Annotated in this window: 17 protein-coding genes; 7 read left to right on the top strand and 10 right to left on the bottom strand. The window is 59.4% G+C overall.

The window, feature by feature from the left end; all coding sequences use genetic code 11:
- Positions 1 to 31: 31 nt before the first annotated feature.
- Positions 32 to 1159, bottom strand: coding sequence for a 2Fe-2S iron-sulfur cluster-binding protein (locus tag O7B34_RS29305; RefSeq protein ID WP_337149286.1), 1128 nt, complete (start codon positions 1157 to 1159; stop codon positions 32 to 34).
- The gene (locus O7B34_RS29300; RefSeq protein WP_337149285.1) at positions 1156 to 2196 is read right to left on the bottom strand and encodes an aromatic ring-hydroxylating dioxygenase subunit alpha; all 1041 of its coding nucleotides are present in this window, start codon (positions 2194 to 2196) and stop codon (positions 1156 to 1158) included. Before O7B34_RS29300 ends, O7B34_RS29305 begins: the two co-directional genes overlap by 4 nt.
- Before the next feature lie 123 nt (positions 2197 to 2319).
- On the opposite strand from O7B34_RS29300, the gene O7B34_RS29295 reads away from it, so the two are divergent.
- Both O7B34_RS29295 and O7B34_RS29290 read left to right on the top strand, forming a co-directional pair.
- Entirely contained in the window at positions 2320 to 3240 is a 921-nt protein-coding gene (locus O7B34_RS29295) for a LysR substrate-binding domain-containing protein (protein ID WP_337149317.1), read from the top strand.
- Positions 3241 to 4289: 1049 nt separating this feature from the next.
- Positions 4290 to 4520 carry a hypothetical protein gene (locus tag O7B34_RS29290; RefSeq protein ID WP_337149284.1) on the top strand — a complete coding sequence of 77 codons (231 nt, stop codon included), beginning with the start codon at positions 4290 to 4292 and terminating at the stop codon, positions 4518 to 4520.
- A gap of 14 nt (positions 4521 to 4534) precedes the next feature.
- On the opposite strand, the gene O7B34_RS29285 is transcribed toward O7B34_RS29290, so the two are convergent.
- From O7B34_RS29285 to O7B34_RS29270, 4 genes are all read right to left on the bottom strand, one after another.
- Positions 4535 to 4756, bottom strand: coding sequence for a DUF768 domain-containing protein (locus tag O7B34_RS29285; protein ID WP_337149283.1), 222 nt, complete (start codon positions 4754 to 4756; stop codon positions 4535 to 4537).
- 401 nt (positions 4757 to 5157) lie between these two features.
- Positions 5158 to 5361 carry a KTSC domain-containing protein gene (locus O7B34_RS29280; RefSeq protein WP_337149282.1) on the bottom strand — a complete coding sequence of 68 codons (204 nt, stop codon included), beginning with the start codon at positions 5359 to 5361 and terminating at the stop codon, positions 5158 to 5160.
- Positions 5362 to 7034: 1673 nt separating this feature from the next.
- Positions 7035 to 7349, bottom strand: a complete 315-nt coding sequence (locus tag O7B34_RS29275; RefSeq protein WP_337149281.1) for a hypothetical protein — start codon at positions 7347 to 7349, stop codon at positions 7035 to 7037.
- A 170-nt stretch (positions 7350 to 7519) separates the two neighbouring features.
- The gene (locus tag O7B34_RS29270) at positions 7520 to 8257 is read right to left on the bottom strand and encodes a Crp/Fnr family transcriptional regulator (RefSeq protein WP_337149280.1); all 738 of its coding nucleotides are present in this window, start codon (positions 8255 to 8257) and stop codon (positions 7520 to 7522) included.
- Between the two features lie 246 nt (positions 8258 to 8503).
- Here O7B34_RS29270 and O7B34_RS29265 point away from each other — a divergent pair, with 246 nt between their 5' ends.
- Together O7B34_RS29265 and O7B34_RS29260 are read left to right on the top strand one after the other, a co-directional pair.
- The gene (locus O7B34_RS29265) at positions 8504 to 8920 is read left to right on the top strand and encodes an ABC transporter substrate-binding protein (RefSeq protein ID WP_337149279.1); all 417 of its coding nucleotides are present in this window, start codon (positions 8504 to 8506) and stop codon (positions 8918 to 8920) included.
- A 380-nt stretch (positions 8921 to 9300) separates the two neighbouring features.
- Positions 9301 to 9912 carry a hypothetical protein gene (locus O7B34_RS29260; RefSeq protein ID WP_337149278.1) on the top strand — a complete coding sequence of 204 codons (612 nt, stop codon included), beginning with the start codon at positions 9301 to 9303 and terminating at the stop codon, positions 9910 to 9912.
- A 315-nt stretch (positions 9913 to 10227) separates the two neighbouring features.
- Here O7B34_RS29260 and O7B34_RS29255 read toward each other — a convergent pair whose 3' ends face one another.
- A complete protein-coding gene (locus O7B34_RS29255) occupies positions 10228 to 11121 on the bottom strand; it encodes a transcriptional regulator GcvA (protein ID WP_337149277.1) in 894 nt (297 codons plus the stop codon).
- 131 nt (positions 11122 to 11252) lie between these two features.
- Between O7B34_RS29255 and O7B34_RS29250 the strand changes: the two genes are divergently transcribed.
- On the top strand, positions 11253 to 11483 hold the full coding sequence (locus O7B34_RS29250) for a DUF1127 domain-containing protein (protein WP_337149276.1): 231 nt from the start codon (positions 11253 to 11255) through the stop codon (positions 11481 to 11483).
- A 278-nt stretch (positions 11484 to 11761) separates the two neighbouring features.
- On the top strand, positions 11762 to 11956 hold the full coding sequence (locus tag O7B34_RS29245) for a hypothetical protein (RefSeq protein WP_337149275.1): 195 nt from the start codon (positions 11762 to 11764) through the stop codon (positions 11954 to 11956).
- Positions 11957 to 12790: 834 nt separating this feature from the next.
- Here the strand turns inward: O7B34_RS29245 and O7B34_RS29240 are convergent.
- Complete coding sequence (locus tag O7B34_RS29240) at positions 12791 to 13495, bottom strand: hypothetical protein (protein ID WP_337149274.1); 705 nt, start codon at positions 13493 to 13495, stop codon at positions 12791 to 12793.
- Between the two features lie 158 nt (positions 13496 to 13653).
- Here O7B34_RS29240 and O7B34_RS29235 point away from each other — a divergent pair, with 158 nt between their 5' ends.
- The gene (locus O7B34_RS29235; RefSeq protein ID WP_337149273.1) at positions 13654 to 14331 is read left to right on the top strand and encodes a TetR/AcrR family transcriptional regulator; all 678 of its coding nucleotides are present in this window, start codon (positions 13654 to 13656) and stop codon (positions 14329 to 14331) included.
- A 1050-nt stretch (positions 14332 to 15381) separates the two neighbouring features.
- On the opposite strand, the gene O7B34_RS29230 is transcribed toward O7B34_RS29235, so the two are convergent.
- Both O7B34_RS29230 and O7B34_RS29225 read right to left on the bottom strand, forming a co-directional pair.
- Entirely contained in the window at positions 15382 to 15591 is a 210-nt protein-coding gene (locus O7B34_RS29230) for a hypothetical protein (protein WP_337149272.1), read from the bottom strand.
- 214 nt (positions 15592 to 15805) lie between these two features.
- On the bottom strand, positions 15806 to 16039 hold a 234-nt coding region (locus O7B34_RS29225; protein WP_337149271.1), incomplete at its 5' end, for a hypothetical protein.

Below are 16039 nucleotides of genomic sequence, written 5' to 3'. Positions count from 1 at the left end.
TTCTCCGCCCACACGCGGCACCACGATCTTCTCAAATATCGAGGACGACTGATCCGCAGGGCCTAGAGCAGCACAGCAGCACCTCGCCTGCCCCAAGCTCGTCCAGCGGTTCTTCGAAATAGGCCACGTCGCCCGAGACCAGCCGCGACTTGCATGTGCCGCAGATGCCGGACCGGCAGCTGAATTCCGGTTCCAGACCCTGATCCTCGGCAAAGTCGAGCAGCGATGCGGCGGAGCCATTCCAGATGGCCTTGAGTCCCGATTTTCGAAACTCCACGGTTGTTGCCTCGCCTGCCGGCGCGATCCCCGCCGTCTGCGCGACAACCGCAGGGATTGGTACGGCATCAGGCTCAAGCACCGTCGCCGGGCCGAAAAATTCGTAGGCGATGCGGTGCTTCGGCACGCCATGCTCGCGCAACATGGCGTAGATCGCCTGCATGAACGGCGGCGGACCACAGAGGTAGAAATCGTAATCGTCTATCGGCAACAGGCGCTGTAGCACGGCCCGCGAAATCATGCCTTCGCTGTGGAAGTGTTGCTCGGCCTTGTCGCGTTCGGACGGGGATCGGTAGCAGTAGTGCGCGGTCAGGCCTGGCCGTGTCGCCACAAGGCCGGTCACCTCGTCGCGCAAGGCATGCACGTCGCCGTTTTCGCAGGCGTGAATGAACACGGCACAGCGGCACGGCATCGAAGCCAGCCTATGCAGCATCGAGACCATCGGCGTCAGCCCGACGCCGCCGCTGAGCAGCACGACTGGACGGCTGCTCGCATTGTCGAGCACGAACTCGCCGCGCGGCCCTTCGGCCTGAAGTATGTCGCCGACTTCGATCCGGTCATGCAAGAAGCATGAGCTTATCCCGTCAGGCAGGCCAGGCGCTGCTGCTGCTTCCCGTTTCACGCTGATCCGGTAGCGGCCCTTGCTGGCCGGAGAACTGGAAACGCTGTAGTTGCGCAGCACATATCCCTTTTCGCCGGCCGCCTGCGGCACGGGTATCTTGAACACCAGGAACTGGCCCGGCTCGAAATCGCGCCAATCCCATGGATTGACCGGCTCCATGTGGAACGACGTGATGATGGCGCTTTCGCGCACCTTCGCAACCACCCTCAGGTCGCGAAATCCGCTTCTTGCGATGGTGTCGCGAGCGGTGAATACGTTCATTCGGCGGCCGCCAATTGCTGGCTTTCGCTGGCGATCAGCTTGGCCAGGTTGCGGCGAAAACGCAGCGGCCCGACATCGATCTTGAGATCAAGATTGGGCGTGCGCTTGTTGGCCATACCCTTGTGCACCGCGTTGAGCACGGTGCGGTCCTCGTCGAAAGCGCCGCGCACGGAGGTGGCGAACTGGCGCGACACCTCCAGATCGTCGGGAGCGAAATTGCGCATCTGGAACCAGTAATATTTCGTCTGGTTCTCATCGACCGGCGTCATGAAGTTGTAGCTGTCCATGAGGAACACGTCCTCGTGCAGCGGCTTGCCCTCGCCCCCGGTGCGGGCCGGCACGAAAATCGCCTTGATGATCGCGTTGGAGGGGTAACGCACTTCGTAGTGCTGCTTGCGGTCGCAATTGCCGGAGAATTTGAGGAAGGGCGCATAGAAGGGCGCCGGCGCGGCATCGAGCACCCAGCGCCATACGGTCACGCCGTCCTCGCCGACGGTGGTTTCGAGCGGCGCATCTTCCATGGCCTGGACACCGCCGAAGGAAGATTGATGGACCCACGACACATGTGATGGATCGAGCAGGTTGTCGGTCATGTAGAGATAGTTGCAATCCAGCGCCATCGACTCGCCGCGATTGACACCCCATGCCGGATCGCCCCAGTGGTCGACCGCGAAAATCCGCGCGGGATCGGCCTTTGCCGCCTCGCCCATCCAGACCCAGAGCAGCCCGTAGCGCTCCGCGATCGGATAGGACCGGACGCATGCGACATGCGGTATCTTTTCCGCGCCCGGCACTCGCGTGCAGGTTCCCGTGCTGTCAAAGGTCAGACCGTGGTAGCCGCATTCGACCGTGTCGCCCTTGATGCGGCCCATGGACAGCGGCAGCTTGCGATGCGGACACGCATCCTCAAGCGCCGCCACCACACCATCGGTGCGGCGGTAGAGAACAATGTCCTCGCCAAGGATCCGGGTCGGCACCAGCCGGTCGGCGACCTCATGGTCCCATGCCGCAACGTACCAGCAGTTTCGAAGAAACATGGCGTCCTCCCCAGCTTGTGAACGCCCAAACGAATATCTTGCGGGCACGGGACGACATAGGGCTTGCATCTGCGTTCTATTTTAGAAAAACTAAATCAAGCTGACTCCAGGATCGTTGCCCCGGTGAAGAAACCGCCCCCCCTGCGTGCGATACAGGCCTTCGAGGCCTTCGGCAGGCGTGGCAGCGTGACGGCTGCGGCAAATGAGCTCGGCGTCTCTGTCGGCGCGGTCAGCCAGCAGATCCGCAAGGCGGAAGATGCCCTGGAGGCCAGGCTATTGGAACGGCGCGGCAGGAGCGTCGCCCTTACAGCTCTGGGGCGTGTCTATCACGCGGCGGTTTCCCTCGGGTTCGATCAAATTCGCGAAGCCCAAGACGTCATCGAACGGGCGCGATCGGCAGACACGCTGACAATCTCCTGCCTGCCATCGCTGGCCAGCAAATGGATTGGTCCGCAGCTCCTGGATTGGCAGATCGGTCACCCCGGCGCCACCGTGCGGCTGGTGGGCGCCGAGACAGAACCCCGGCTGGGCGCCGAACAGGTCGACTTCCGCATTTCGTATGGCGACAAGTATCGCGATTTCAACCACTATATTGAGCTGTTCACCGATTGGGTGGTGCCGGCCTGCTCGCCCTCGCTGCTGGCGAAACATCCGGTCCGCAAACCTGCCGACATTCTCGATCTGCCGCTTCTCAGCATCGAATGGGCTCGCGACCACCGTTCGCCGCCAAGCTGGGCGGAATGGGCCGCAAGCATCGGAACGTTGTACCGAAAGGCTTCAGGCGAAGTCGCCTTTTCCTTGTCGAGCGCCGCGATCGACGCAGCAACGAACGGAAGGGGCATTGTGCTGGCGCAGCTTTCGATGGCCGCCGAGGATATCGCGTCCGGCAGGCTCATCATACCTTTCAATCAACGGCTCAGATTATCCCAAGCCTATTTCCTCGCTTGGGACCGTGCGGCCCTGCAAAAGCCCTTCGGCCCGGAACTGCGTACATGGATCGTGTCGATTTCTAAACGGATGCGCGCAGCTTTAATCGCTAGCTAATGTCCTTGGTTGTTGTTCACGTCCCTCAGCCGGAACAGCGAATTCTGAACTGGCAGCTCTGTGAGCATGGGGAAAGGCGGTAGCGCTCTCCCTACTTGAACCGCCGTCGCGAATGCGACGTTTAGGCCGCATTCGGAACTGCCGCACAGTAGCGCCCATAGGCTACTTTCAAGAGCAGGCCCTCGTCGCACATGCGGGCAAGGTAGCAACGAGGAATGCCGATATCAGTCAGCTCTTTCGTCCTGACTTCGCCCTTGTCAAGTGCGAGGGCTACGGCCCGCTCTCTTAGCGACGGCTTTGGAACGCCGGCCAAGCATCCGGCCTCAGCTCGGTCGCGGTCACGTTTACGCATCTTCTTAGGCGTAGGCGTACCTTGGAGGGGAATCGCGAATTCATAGTTCGCAGCTTCGTCCGATCCGGGGAGCCAACAACTATTGATTTCATTGCGTTTTCTAGGATAATCGGGAACTTTCCCCGCTTTCTCTCCCCGCTTTTTTGGCACTCCAGGACCAACCCGCCTTATAGCATCACACAAGAAGGTGACCGCTGAATCCTCATTCGCAATGTCGACGCGGTCAGGGTCGGTGAATATGATTCTTATAAAGAGGCGCGTCTAGCCGCGAGCGACGACAATGCACCTGCCGCCGCGATCCGGGAAAAGGAAGCCAAGCAATCGGAGATAACCGGTTTGCTTCTCGGAGGAGTAATCGTTGTCACCATAATCGTTGCGATTAAGCTCCTGCCGGGCAGCGGCAGTTCAGAACCATCCGTTGACGGCTGCTCGAATTATTGGCCTTGCTAAGCCGCCAAGAGAAAGCCCGCCAAGCGTGATGAATTGGTCCATCGCGATTATTGGCGTCGGGCGCGCGTTGGCGGGTTAGCGCCCCATCGACCTAATGATCGCCAGCGCGGTTTGCGCTACCGGCAGCGCGACATGGTCTGCCCCCCATCAATGGCCGTCTGCGCCATGGTCTTGCTATTGCTTCCCGCCAAGTAGCGCGATAGGAACCTTGTCCTAGGCGGGGCGATTTCTCTGACAGGAGGTCGCAATGGCTAGAACAAAACTTTCCAAGCAACTATCGAAGGCGGAACTGGACCGCTTTCTGCTGGCAGCGGAAGCTCTGCACAAGAGCATCGTCCAGCCGCTTCTATCGCCTTCCAGCGAACACTACAGGACGCTGCAAAGGACGCATGAGGCGCTGTTGAAGACGGTCAAGGATATCACCGGCAAGGATGCCACATTCATTCAGTGGAACACGACAGGGCCGGTCAGTGCCTAGAGCTAGCCGCGCGGTTAGCCCGCCAGGCTGCCTTCGCGGTGCTGCATCGCCTCCGCGATCACTTCGAAGACGCTGCCCACCTCTTCATAGATCTCGCTTACCTCGATCCCCTCCCGGCCCGCTGCTTCCATGGCCTGGTCAGCAAGTTCGCTGATCGCCGCCGGGTCGTCGGTCATCGCGTTCGGCAGGTGCTCTGCCATCCATTTATCGAGGAAGTTGATGCCGCGTGTGCTCATCTGCCGGTAAGCTCGCGGCGGATATTAGGTTCCGCTGATATTGACGCTAGCGCGAGCCGCCGCACTGGTTCTGCTTCGAATACAGGGCCTGCGATTGTGCTGGCGCCGTATGATGGCCTTCAGGCTTCTCCACCAAGATCTTCCCCGGCAGGCTTACGCATACGGCTGCTCGATTCAGGTTCCGGAACATTTTAGCAAAATTGAATGTTTAGTGGAATGACGAAGCTATCCGACTTAGGGCCGCCGATCACAGGAACGCGCCACGGCCACCCGCCCAAGAACGAGGGCGAGCATTTTTACACCTGCCCGATCTGTGACCAGCCCGTCGATATGCGGGATCTCAGGCAAGTAATCTGGCACGATAAGACGGTCCATGATCGGTTGGAAATGGATGCTTGAAGTCAGCTATCGCTTCGACGGTAAAGGAAGTGATTACGGATGTGACTGTTGAAGTAGCGGCCCTTGGCGAAGGCGGATCGGAACTCTGCAAAGGTCTCCGGCGGGACGTCCTCAAACTCATAGCGTTTGTTGTCGGTCACTAGCCACACCGACAGAATCCTTTTGTCTGGATCGTACTCCGTTCTGCGTATCAAGGTCGACGGCATGACAGCAGTCAACGATCTAGGAGACGGCGTGTTCCTAGTGCATTGACGCTTTATGCGGAGGCATAGCCGCGGGTTACCAATCACTAACTCTTCGCCACGTTGGACGCACTCTCACATTGGGGAGAGAAGGGCGTGGGCAAACTTCAGCAGCATCATATAGGTGCCGACCAGGCTGACCGGTGGCGCAAGAACGCAAGGAAGCGGCGCGGCGTGAGCATCCACGCATTAAGGTTTGTTCAATACCGCTAATTTAGCCTTTGCTAACTCCGTTCTGCTTTTTTGCTGGGCAGCATTCTTCGGCTGGGACTTTGCTACCGACGATGGCGAAATCACAATCAGCCTTGGTACGCGAGTTGCTCACCTAATCCACATGATGTCGCGGCTTTTGTGAGTGCGCGCGCGACAGATGCAGGAACCGGCGAGGACGCGCCGTACGATGGAACGGACAGGGCCGGTGAACTAGGAGTGTCCGAGCAACATCCATTCCGGCACTTCGGGCAGTAGAACAGCTTCCGAGATCCTGCACCAGGAATGATCGAATCCGATGCAGTGGGCCAACCGCTCTACCGTCTGTGCGTCTACCTCGCCAGACAGTCGCGTCTCAGTGGTACTCCGTAGGCACGAGAATGCCCCGCCGCGCGGCTTAGCCAAGGTCCGTGGTGTGCTATGATTCGCCTCATGAAGAAGGCAAAGCAGGAGACCGAACGTCCACTGGATCGCCAGCGGCGCGAGAAGCTGAGTACTACGCCCGCAAGGTCGGCTTCACCAGAGACGAAGCTCTCAGAGTCATCCTTGAAGCCCACAGGCCGAAGCTTGCGATAGTACGCAAGGACGGCGCGAAAGCGAAGTAGGCATCCAAGCCCGCCTTTTCCCGCGGCCCTTCCAAGGAACAGGGACCACGCCGCCACGCCTGATCCATCACCTTGCGAATGTTGACCGCAGGCCCTTTGTCCTGTCTTGTATGCGCGCGGCGGACCTGCGGTCGGCCCTGGCCGGCGCGGTAAACTCAGGCACTGCGTCGGCCGCCTTGCCGATCGTCCCTTTTTATCGTGGCCGGCTCGCCTGTCGAGCGCCGCCTGCAATCGTGCAGCGGCCACAAGGACGCTATCCGGTTTCGATTGAGGGGGATGAGCCAGGGCCATATGCGGTCTAACATATGTTAACCTGCAATGTTCCGGGCCGCCGGGTGCTGAACGGGGGCTTGAGCCCCTATGTTGTTACGCAGCAATCTCGCTTCTCTCATCAGGGATTCAGCCTGAAAAGAAAAGAACTTTGAGCTTCGCCAATCGCGGAACGTCGCAACCTCACCAGCACCGCGTGAGGGTTCTGGAGAAAGAGGAGAAAGGATAGAGCGTCGGCGCTCAATCCTTAAGCTCGGTCCTGCTCGGAAAGTGCGGGCGTCTGAAAGCCTACACGTTGCTGGCGGCGTGATGCTGCGGCGGAGCCGGTCTGTTCTTGGCGGGCCGGGGTTTGACGTAAACCGGCCGATCGGCGAGTGTCTTCACTATCGGTAGCGTCACGCGCTGCTTGGCAGCTACCGCTCGCGTTTCACCATCGCACGTCCTCCCCGGTTCCCTCCCGCATGTTCATCGTACGCCTGCTGAAGGCCGGACGCATCTAGACGTTAACCCGGCTCCTCGCATTTGACGCATGGAGCCGAGTTTGGAAGGCGATCAGTAGTCACTATCACCGTTGTCGTCCTGCTGGATGACAACGGGCCGATTGTGGTGGTGACGGTGGATCGAACTGGTGACAACCACGGTGTTCGGGCGGTGATGGCGATAGCGCCACGAGCGATGACCGTTGTCGTAGAATGCTTCCTGCCCGTGGTGCCGGTGGTGAAGACGGCCACCTTCATCGTTGTATATGACGGTGGCACGATGGTGATGCCGGTGATGCGCGGAGATCACTACGTCAGCCTCGGCAGCCGAAGAAGCGACCGGAGCCGCCAGCGAAAGCGCCAAGGCGCTCAAGATCAAAACCTTCATTTTGCTATTCCTGTATGCCTGAAAAACGTCCCTTCCCGAAAGAAACGAGGCAGGGGTGTCTTGGTTCCTGCCGATCACGTCGCCATGCAGGTCCTGAGATTTTCGCTCCGCGCTGCTTCGACCGGTCGGCCCACGCTGTTTGCGTAGAGGTTTGACGCAGGCCTTTCCCTTTAGCTAGCCCGACTCACGGGCACAGGTCCCGGGTAGGTGGCGGGTAGCTCACGGAAAGGACGCTGCTCTTCCTCACCATAAGCGCCATTCGATACATTGACCAATCCAGCGCGATCAAGGATTTCAAGCGCGCCACGCTTGGCGCTGATGAGGCCTCGATATTCCAGCATTTGCATTGCCGTGGTCACGCCAGGGCGCCCGGTTCCAAGCATGATAGCCAAAAGATCGTGGGTAAGTTCGATCTTGTTGGAATCAACACGGTCATGAACCATCAGCAGCCAACGCGCCAATCGTTCTTCGAGGTTTGAGCGCCTGTTCACGAGCGATGTTCGTGAGGACTGAACCATGAAGCTGTGAGCATATCTCAACACGGTATCGCGGAGGGTCGAACTTTCGGCCAGTGCCGCGCGGAGCATTGGTGCCGCGAGGCACCATCCGTTGCTGGCGATCTGGATAAACGTTTGGTTTGGCGACCTATCTTGGCCGAGCGCCAGGGCCAGACCAGTCATACCCTCGCGCCCGATGACGCCGACCTCGCTTTGATGCCCGCTGACCATCGTTGCGACCACGGAAGCAACACCTGCCTCTGGGAAATAGACGGATTTGATTGGCGCATTGACCGACACCAACTGGGTCTTAACGCCGAGAATGACACGGTGCAATGAAGCCTGCACCAGCGCGAAGTCTGCGGGCGCTAGGGTCTTCAAAATGTGATTGCGAAAAGTGGATTGGGGCATAGCTCTTCTCCCATCTCGGGCAAGAGCATGGTTCTCTCTCTCACTGTCGGACGCATCCGGGGAAAATTGCGCCGATGGCTAACCGTATACCCCTCAGGCGGTGATTGCAAAAACGAGGGCCGGCGCCGCGCTTCTCTTCTCCGGCGCCCGGGTTGGCAAGACTCGCATGCAACGCAATTGCCGGGCTAGGGGTAAAGTGGGGAGCACCTTTATGAAGAAGACCTATCAGAAACCGGAACTCACCAAGTGCGAGAAGCTGTCAAGTCTTTCTTCAACCTTGTCCCGTTCGAGCAGATCGAGGGCCTCTACAGCTCAGTTTGGCCGCGCTCCTACAACTACAGCGACCGGTTCCCCGGCAGCGCCATGCTCACTGCGGGCGGCAGCTGCACCGGCCATTACCTGGCGATCAGGATGTGGGAAGCGGCGGTGAACGAGGCCGGCACGGTCCAGCGCGACGCGATCACCCGGGCGCTCAATCATGCCCGTAGAAGCGAGGGACCGGTCGGTCCGGCCGAAATGGTCCCCGGCCAGCACCCATGTTCGCATGAACAGATATTCGCGCAGGCGCAGCGCGCCCGCTTTCGGGTGGTGAAGACTCTTGGCTCGATCGATCCGAACGAGCGCATGCTCACCGGCGAACTCCAACTCGGCAACGTGGGGTGACTTGGTCGCGTCAATCCCGTCCTTAGAAGTGGCGGGCGCGGCCAATTCCGTGCCGTCGCCCAGGCAGACTCACACCCATAAAGCAGTGCGTTGACGCAGTGGTTACCAGCACCAATCTCATAACGGCCGGTCGTCGTCCGGCTCCGTTAGAAGCAGCGCAACGGATGTCATTGAATCGGCTTTGCCGCTGCTTAAACGCGTACATCAGTGGGGATACCGATCTCAGGCCAGGCCCGGCTCTTTTGCAACCAAACCCTCACGGACACGTTGTCTCACGGTCCGCAATCAGGAGGAGGATGCCGTGAACGGAATAATCTATCTTGTTGGTCTCGTCGTGATCGTTTTGTTCATTCTGTCATTTTTTGGGCTTCGGTAAGATCATGGCCAAAATAGTCCCAACAGAAAGCGCTGCAGTGACCCCAAAAGCGGCCCCATCGTCCTATCTTGAATGGGGAGGCATATTTGGCGGGGGTGTCATTGCTTGCGCCATTTCAGTGGTTCTTTTGCAATTCGGATCAAGCGCTGGTTTGGCGCTAGGGTCGCCAACTCTTCCCAACGGTGGCGCCTCTTGGAACGTGCTCGCGGCAGGACTATGGGTAGTTATCGTCGCCATAGCAAGTTCTGCAGCTGGCGGGTATGTAGTCGGACGAATGCGCACCCGCTGGGAGGATAGCAAACAAAGTGAAAGCGAATTCCGCGATGGCATACATGGCATCGCAGTCTGGGCTCTAGCGACACTCGGAGCAGCGTTTTTCTTAGCGATGCTTGGTGGCCACGGCGCGACCGCCGTGGTCAATCCCGCTAACGCGCAACTTAACGAAAGCACGGTGCGCCTTTCAGCCCACATAGCTGCCATATTTAGCTTCGCGACTGCTGCGGGCTCCGCGCTTGGCGCTGCGTCAGCATGGTTTGCAGCCATTACCGGAGGTGAACACCGCGATGAGGGAATCGCTTTTCACCACGTCGTCCCGGTTTTATTGCGCAAGCGTTAGCGCGCAACAATGCGCTCGCTCGTCCGGCACAGCCAACCGTAGCTGTTCCAAGATTCGTTGAAAGCCGTTGGAGAGTGTCAGGTTATCGCCCAGTTCGTCCACAACCGGACGGACTGGAAACGGCCCCAATCCGGTCTTTTTCATAGCATCGGTTGAACGGCAGGTTTGCGCCCAGGCGGCCTCTTACATCGGTGTTGGTCGAAATCGCTCACGACCCGTAACCGGATGGTCGCCCGTCGGAAGAGTCGGTCCAGGAATTGAGCCTTTGGCGAGTAACACCTGCGATTGCCAGGCGTTCGCGATTTGGAAGTACCACTATGGAGCGAGCGTCTTGAGGCGACCTAAGTCATCAGCAGCCTCGGCCAACAGCCAGTCGCGGAATGTAATGACTTTGGGCAGCATCGACGTCGCCTTGGGACAGACGATCCAGTAGGTCTTGGACAATCGCAGAGCCGTGGCGAACGGCCTGACAAGGCGCCCGTTGATGAGATCCCACGCCGCAAGGGTGGTGCGGGCGAGTGCGACGCCTTGGCCGTCGACAGCGGCGTCTATGAGCATGCTGGCGCGGTTCAAGACCGGCCCGTGGGAGAGTTCGGCATCGACCACGCCAGCGGCCTCGAGCCATTTCGACCAGTCCTTTCGGTCATCAAGATGCAGCAACGGAAATTTAAGCACATCGGACGGCTCGCGCATCCGCTGTTGTAATTTGGGACTGCAGACCGCGAACAGTTCCTCGGAGCACAGACGGACAACGTCATGCCCCATCCAGTTGCCATCGCCATGCCGCACCGCAAGATCGACATCCTCTCTGGCGAAATCGACATGATGCATGGTCGCGGAAATCCTGAGATCGATGGCTGGATGCGTCTCGGCAAACCGGCCAAGGCGGTTGACCAACCATTTGGCGGCGAAGTCGGGCGACGTGCTGACCGTCAGCGCTCCGGCCCGTGATAGATGCTGGATGCGCTGGGTGCCCAGAGCTATACGGTCGAAGGCATCGCGCACCACCTCCAGATAGGAAAGCCCGGCCCGTGTGATGCTCAGCTTTTGACGTTCGCGATCGAACAGCCTGATGCCCAATTCGAGCTCGAGCGCCTTCACCTGATGGCTCACCGCGCCCTGGGTCACGGACAGCTCTTCCGCCGCCCTGGTGAAGCTCTCATGGCGTGCCGCCGCCTCGAAGGCTTTGAGGGCATTTAGCGATGGCAACCGGCGAGCCAATTTAACACCACGTCATGAGAAAAATTGGGGCTAGCACGAGAAACGATGCTTTGCACACGCCAGTAGATTGAGGCATTCCAACGCCACAGGTCAATATGGATGCGGCGAAAGGATGAGAAATGTTCAATCACCCGCTGACCGAAGCGCGGAGGCCTTTGTCGTCACTGCCGACATATGTCCGTCACATCGCCAACAATGTGACAGGAGCGATTGTGATCGTATCGCGCTGGATCCAACTCCACTGCCAACGCAAACAATTGGCCGAGCTCGAAGACCATCAGCTTGCAGACCTGGGTCTTACTGGTACTCAGGTTCGGAACGAATGTGCAAAATGGCCTTGGCAGGCCTAGTTCGCGACCGCCCCCATCGCAGGCACGCGGCCTCAAGGCCGCTCTCGACAAGATGAATCTCGGGTGGTCAGTGGTCGACCGACATACCGGGCAGCCGGCCATAACTCGGGGGCACCTTGCGGTGGGTCTTGACCTGACCTGGGCGACCGATTTGGTCATCCATCTGAACACAGCCGACATGAAGCGAAGGATCAACCGGGGGCACATCATGTGAGCCTCCACTGGTGCTCCTTGTTCCCGCTATTCCCAGCCATATTAGATTGCAGTAATGTGGCCATATGGAAACTCGAAGGTACGGCCTCAGGAACGAAATCGGCGGCACCTGGGCGGTCTTTGACGTGTTCACCGGACTGCCCGCTGAGATTGAGGGCCATTCCTATGTCGACCTGATCGATAGGGATTACGCGACCGAGATCGTGGATCTCCTCAATTCGGATGACTTCGCAAGAAGGCTCGGTTGGGAGGCCTCATGAACCTCCAATGGTTCTCCGCAGCGGTCGTAGACAGCCGATATGTCTAGACCTGCCCTCGGTGCGCGTCCTAGCAGCCCTGATGACAGGGGGGCCGGGGGCTGCGCCCGAGTCTGATCGATCAGAGTCTCGGGCGGCAAGGTCGGAGACCTCCTTCTATTCCGCCCGGTTCGGCTAAGCTGAACTCGTACTCGGCGGCTCTTCATCGACCACGCGAAACCAGTGTTCCTGCAAGGCCCGGTGAAACTTTGCAGCCGGCGGCAACTGCCCCTGCCTTCATCGGATCGGTCTCGACCGACTCCACTGGAAACGAGCTCGTCGCCATAGAGCTCTTCTACCGATACCTGGTGATCGAGCATCAACGGCCTTTGAGGGCCTTGGCATCAAGCTCCAGCATAGCGCAGTCATTGCCGTACCTGGCAATGAGCTCCCCGACCAGTTGCGGTGTTGGCTTGCCTTCCGGGCGAAGTACTCGACCTGTACTCCTCATCTGGCGAGACGCGGTCACGGCCCCGGAAATCAGGCTTGCTTTTGTCGTCCGCCATCTTCGTTCCTCTCTATCGGAAACGAGAGCAACGCATGTCGGTTCTCTTGTTTCAGCCGCAATTGGCGGGTTTTACCTCCTGGGCGACGGGTTGCGTGACTGGCTGGATCCGCCCGGCAGCGGTAGGAGGCCATCACCGTCGTGGTCGAAGGACTTGCTATTCCCCGAAACAGTGCCGCAGGCATGTGCCAGTTAAGCGAACGGCGTTGGCGGACAACCCGATGAGAGGGCAGTCGGCTCATGCATCGCGACGTGCCAGCCGCCAAAGTGCGGTGTGGCGTGGGCAGGACATTCTAACGAGCCGTTGCGGCGATAACCACCTTCGGCGGGAGGTCGTCGAAGCGGGTATCGACCCAAAGCCATCCGGCCAACCACGCAATAGCCGCCGCAAGGGTCACCAAGCCCAAGTCCAAGACCAATTCAGGAACAAACGCCCGGAACGCAATTGGCACTGAGCTGACTGCGTAAAGGGCGAGGGGAATGCATGGTACGCCCCTTGCTTTCACCATCGAGATCGCGAAGGCGATCGACCCTACAAGGAACAGCATCGAGATAGCGGTCAACATCAGTCCCAGGGGTCCCGCTCGGAGCTCCATGATCGTTTCAGGCGGGAGTTTCGCAAAGACGAGGTTGATCACAACTTCGACGCCCTCCAAGCACGCAAGGGCAATGAAGTTGATGACGAAGGCAATAGCTCCAAACAGGCCGGCTCGTCGTCCAAATGCCATGAACAAGCCAAGGACCAGGCCGAGCGCCATCACCTCGGCGAGTGGTGCCACAAGCTGGGTGAGGTCGTTGATTGGAATAAGGGTGGCACGCTTGGCTGCGTTGACTAGAAGAACGAGCGAGCTGCCCACGCCAGCGATCGACGCAAGTCGATAGAGCGAAGCGCTGGACACGGTTTTGCCCGACGAATGCGAATACGGCTTGTCCGCACCATCGAGGGATGAGAACGGGCGAACGGATTGGGGTTCGGCGACATTGGTGAGCATGGTCATTCCTTCATCTGGGAATCCAGGCACAGCGGTATCGCAGCCCGTTAATATCCCTCAGTAAGCAGTGATTACATCATCTTGAACGTTTTGTAAACGGTGATTACATTATATTGCGTTCTCTCAGCCGCCGTCACGGCACTTCCGAAACAGGAGATAAACTGATGCCAAGAGCCAAGGCGCCCAGTCGCGGTAGCTACCACCACGGCAACTTGAGGGGTGCGCTGATCGACGCTGCCATTCAAATGGTCGAGGAAGTTGGTCCCGAGAACGTCAGCGTCCGTGAAGTTGCAAAGCGTGCCAGAGTTTCTCCCGGTGCGCCTTTTCGTCATTTCCCCAACAAAACCGCGTTGATGACGGCCGTTGCGGAGCAGGCCATGAGTCTATTCCGTTCCGAAGTCGTCGATGCCGTCGAGAGCATTCCGAAGGACGATCCAATGGCGCGTTTCGAGGCGGTTGGCTCTGCGTACCTGCACTGGGCGATCCACAATCCCACGCACTTCCAGATCATTTCGACGCGCAGTCTCATCGACTGGAATAGCTCGGAATCGCTTCGTGAGGACAACAGGGTGGTGCGGTCGGCTATGGAGGGCGCGATCGAAGATGCACAGCAACAAGGCAAGCTGGGTGCCGTGAATATCGCCGAGGCCAATGTCGCCGCCAGGGCGCTGGTTTACGGGCTGGCCCGTATGCATATTGATGGACACTTCGCTCAATGGGCGATAGCGGGTGAGGCTGTGGAGAGAACTGCGCAAAGCGTTCTAAAGCAGTTCGTGTCACTGCTTCGAAGTGACGACACGGACTCCCATCCGACCCCTGGTGGAACGCTCTGCCGCTTGTGAAACGGCGGGCACGTGAGCCCGTTCTAATGTGGATAGCAGGCCAAGCGCCTTGTTGCACTTGGTCTTGCCAGCCACAGGAGAGTGTCATGGGCAGTATCGTTGCGAGAGCCGCCCGCACATTGGCGGGTGGTGTCATCATTGCAGTTCTTTGTGCGCCCGCAAACGCCGCAGGAATTAGCGCAGGCGTCGGCGCTTCCGTTGGTGGGAGCGGCGGCATCAATGCTGGGGCCGGTGCTTCGGTCGGTGGCTCTGGCGGCATCAGCGCCGAGGCCGGTGCTTCCATCGGTGCGGCTGGCGGCGTCAATGCCCTGGGAGTAGCGGTTGGCGGATCGAGCGATGTCGGCGCGGGTCTCGGTGCGTCGGTGGGAGGCGAGAGTGGCATCGACGCTGGCGTCGGCGCGACAGTGGGCGGGGCCAAAATCTCGGGGGCCGGAATTGCGCCAAAGGCTGGCGGTCCTGCGAGCCGGAGTATCCACAACGGCCGGTGGGTCCGATGGGGTGGTGGCCGCATTGGGCGCAACAGTAAGCGGCCCGAATTCGCTGAAAGCCGGAGCCGGTGCGACAGTGGATGGGGTCGACGGCGTGGCGACCAGACTGAATGCAACGCTGGGCAGGCCATCCGGGACCGCGGCAGAGCCGCCGTGGCTTCCAGAAGCGGCATCAACTCGGGCGTTGGGACGGCAAACATCCTAAGCAGCCCATCCATCCTAAGCGGTCAATCCGTCCCGAGTAGTAGCCAGTCCAATTCCAATAGGGCGAGATTGGTTAGCGCCGCCGCCGACATATCAGGTGCACAGCTGACCCGAATGAAGAAGCGCTGCGTGGATGTACTCAATAGTCAAGACTCTTACGACCGCGACTTGCGACAGCTTTGTCTGCTAATCGCCCGCCGTTAGTGCAAATACCGGGTCGAAGTGCCAACCAGCCGCGACGGCGGGATGGCACTCTCCCGCCCGGCAGTCAGAAGGCCCGTCGGCAATTGACGGGCTTTTTGCTCTGTTTCGACAGGGCTGATGCACCTGCGGACAGCCCAGCGTGAACGGATGGTCTTCACCGCCCCAGCGGCAGTTTGGAGACCGCCGCAAGTTCTTCCTCGTCTTTAATCCCGGCCTGATAGTTTGCTATAACGCGGGATGCGAGCGCTTCACGCCGCTCCGGCGATTGGCCCTCGGTTTTCAACTTCTCGAAAACGCGGCCCAGCAGAGCGACTTCGGAGGAATCGAACACCCCAGCTTCTTTAGCTCGTTGATAAATTGGCATGTGCCCTCCTCCATGGATGCGTGAAAAACTAAACTCATTCAGAGATTCGACGCAAAGCAAAAACGGATTGGTATTGGCCCACGCCCCTCTCTGACGCAGAGGAGAGGCATCACAGCGAGATTGACGTACACGGCCCGGCCCGCGGACTTTGCCAGTGCCGCCCAGAAACGATTTCGGAATCAAACCAACCCTCTCGCTGTTGGGGTGGTCGCACTTACGGGGAGCCCACCACGCTCGTCGGTGTGGGCGATGTGCCCGACACGGAGTGACGCTGGGTTGATGTGTTGGCAGCCCTTGGGTCGTCGGCCAGCCGCGCCTTGGACAGCGCCGACAGGGAGGTGCTGACGCGTGGCAGATATGTTAGCGGCTCGCCCAGCCGACACTCGCGATCACGGAACGGCCGCGTCGAATTCAATTGCAAATCCCGCATCAATCGCGCTTCGCGCGA

Origin of the sequence: Mesorhizobium sp. Cs1299R1N3, assembly GCF_037179625.1 — a bacterium.
Lineage (GTDB): Bacteria > Pseudomonadota > Alphaproteobacteria > Rhizobiales > Rhizobiaceae > Mesorhizobium > Mesorhizobium salmacidum.
Note: the sequence above shows the minus strand (reverse complement) of the source record. Positions and strands in the feature narration are given on the sequence as shown.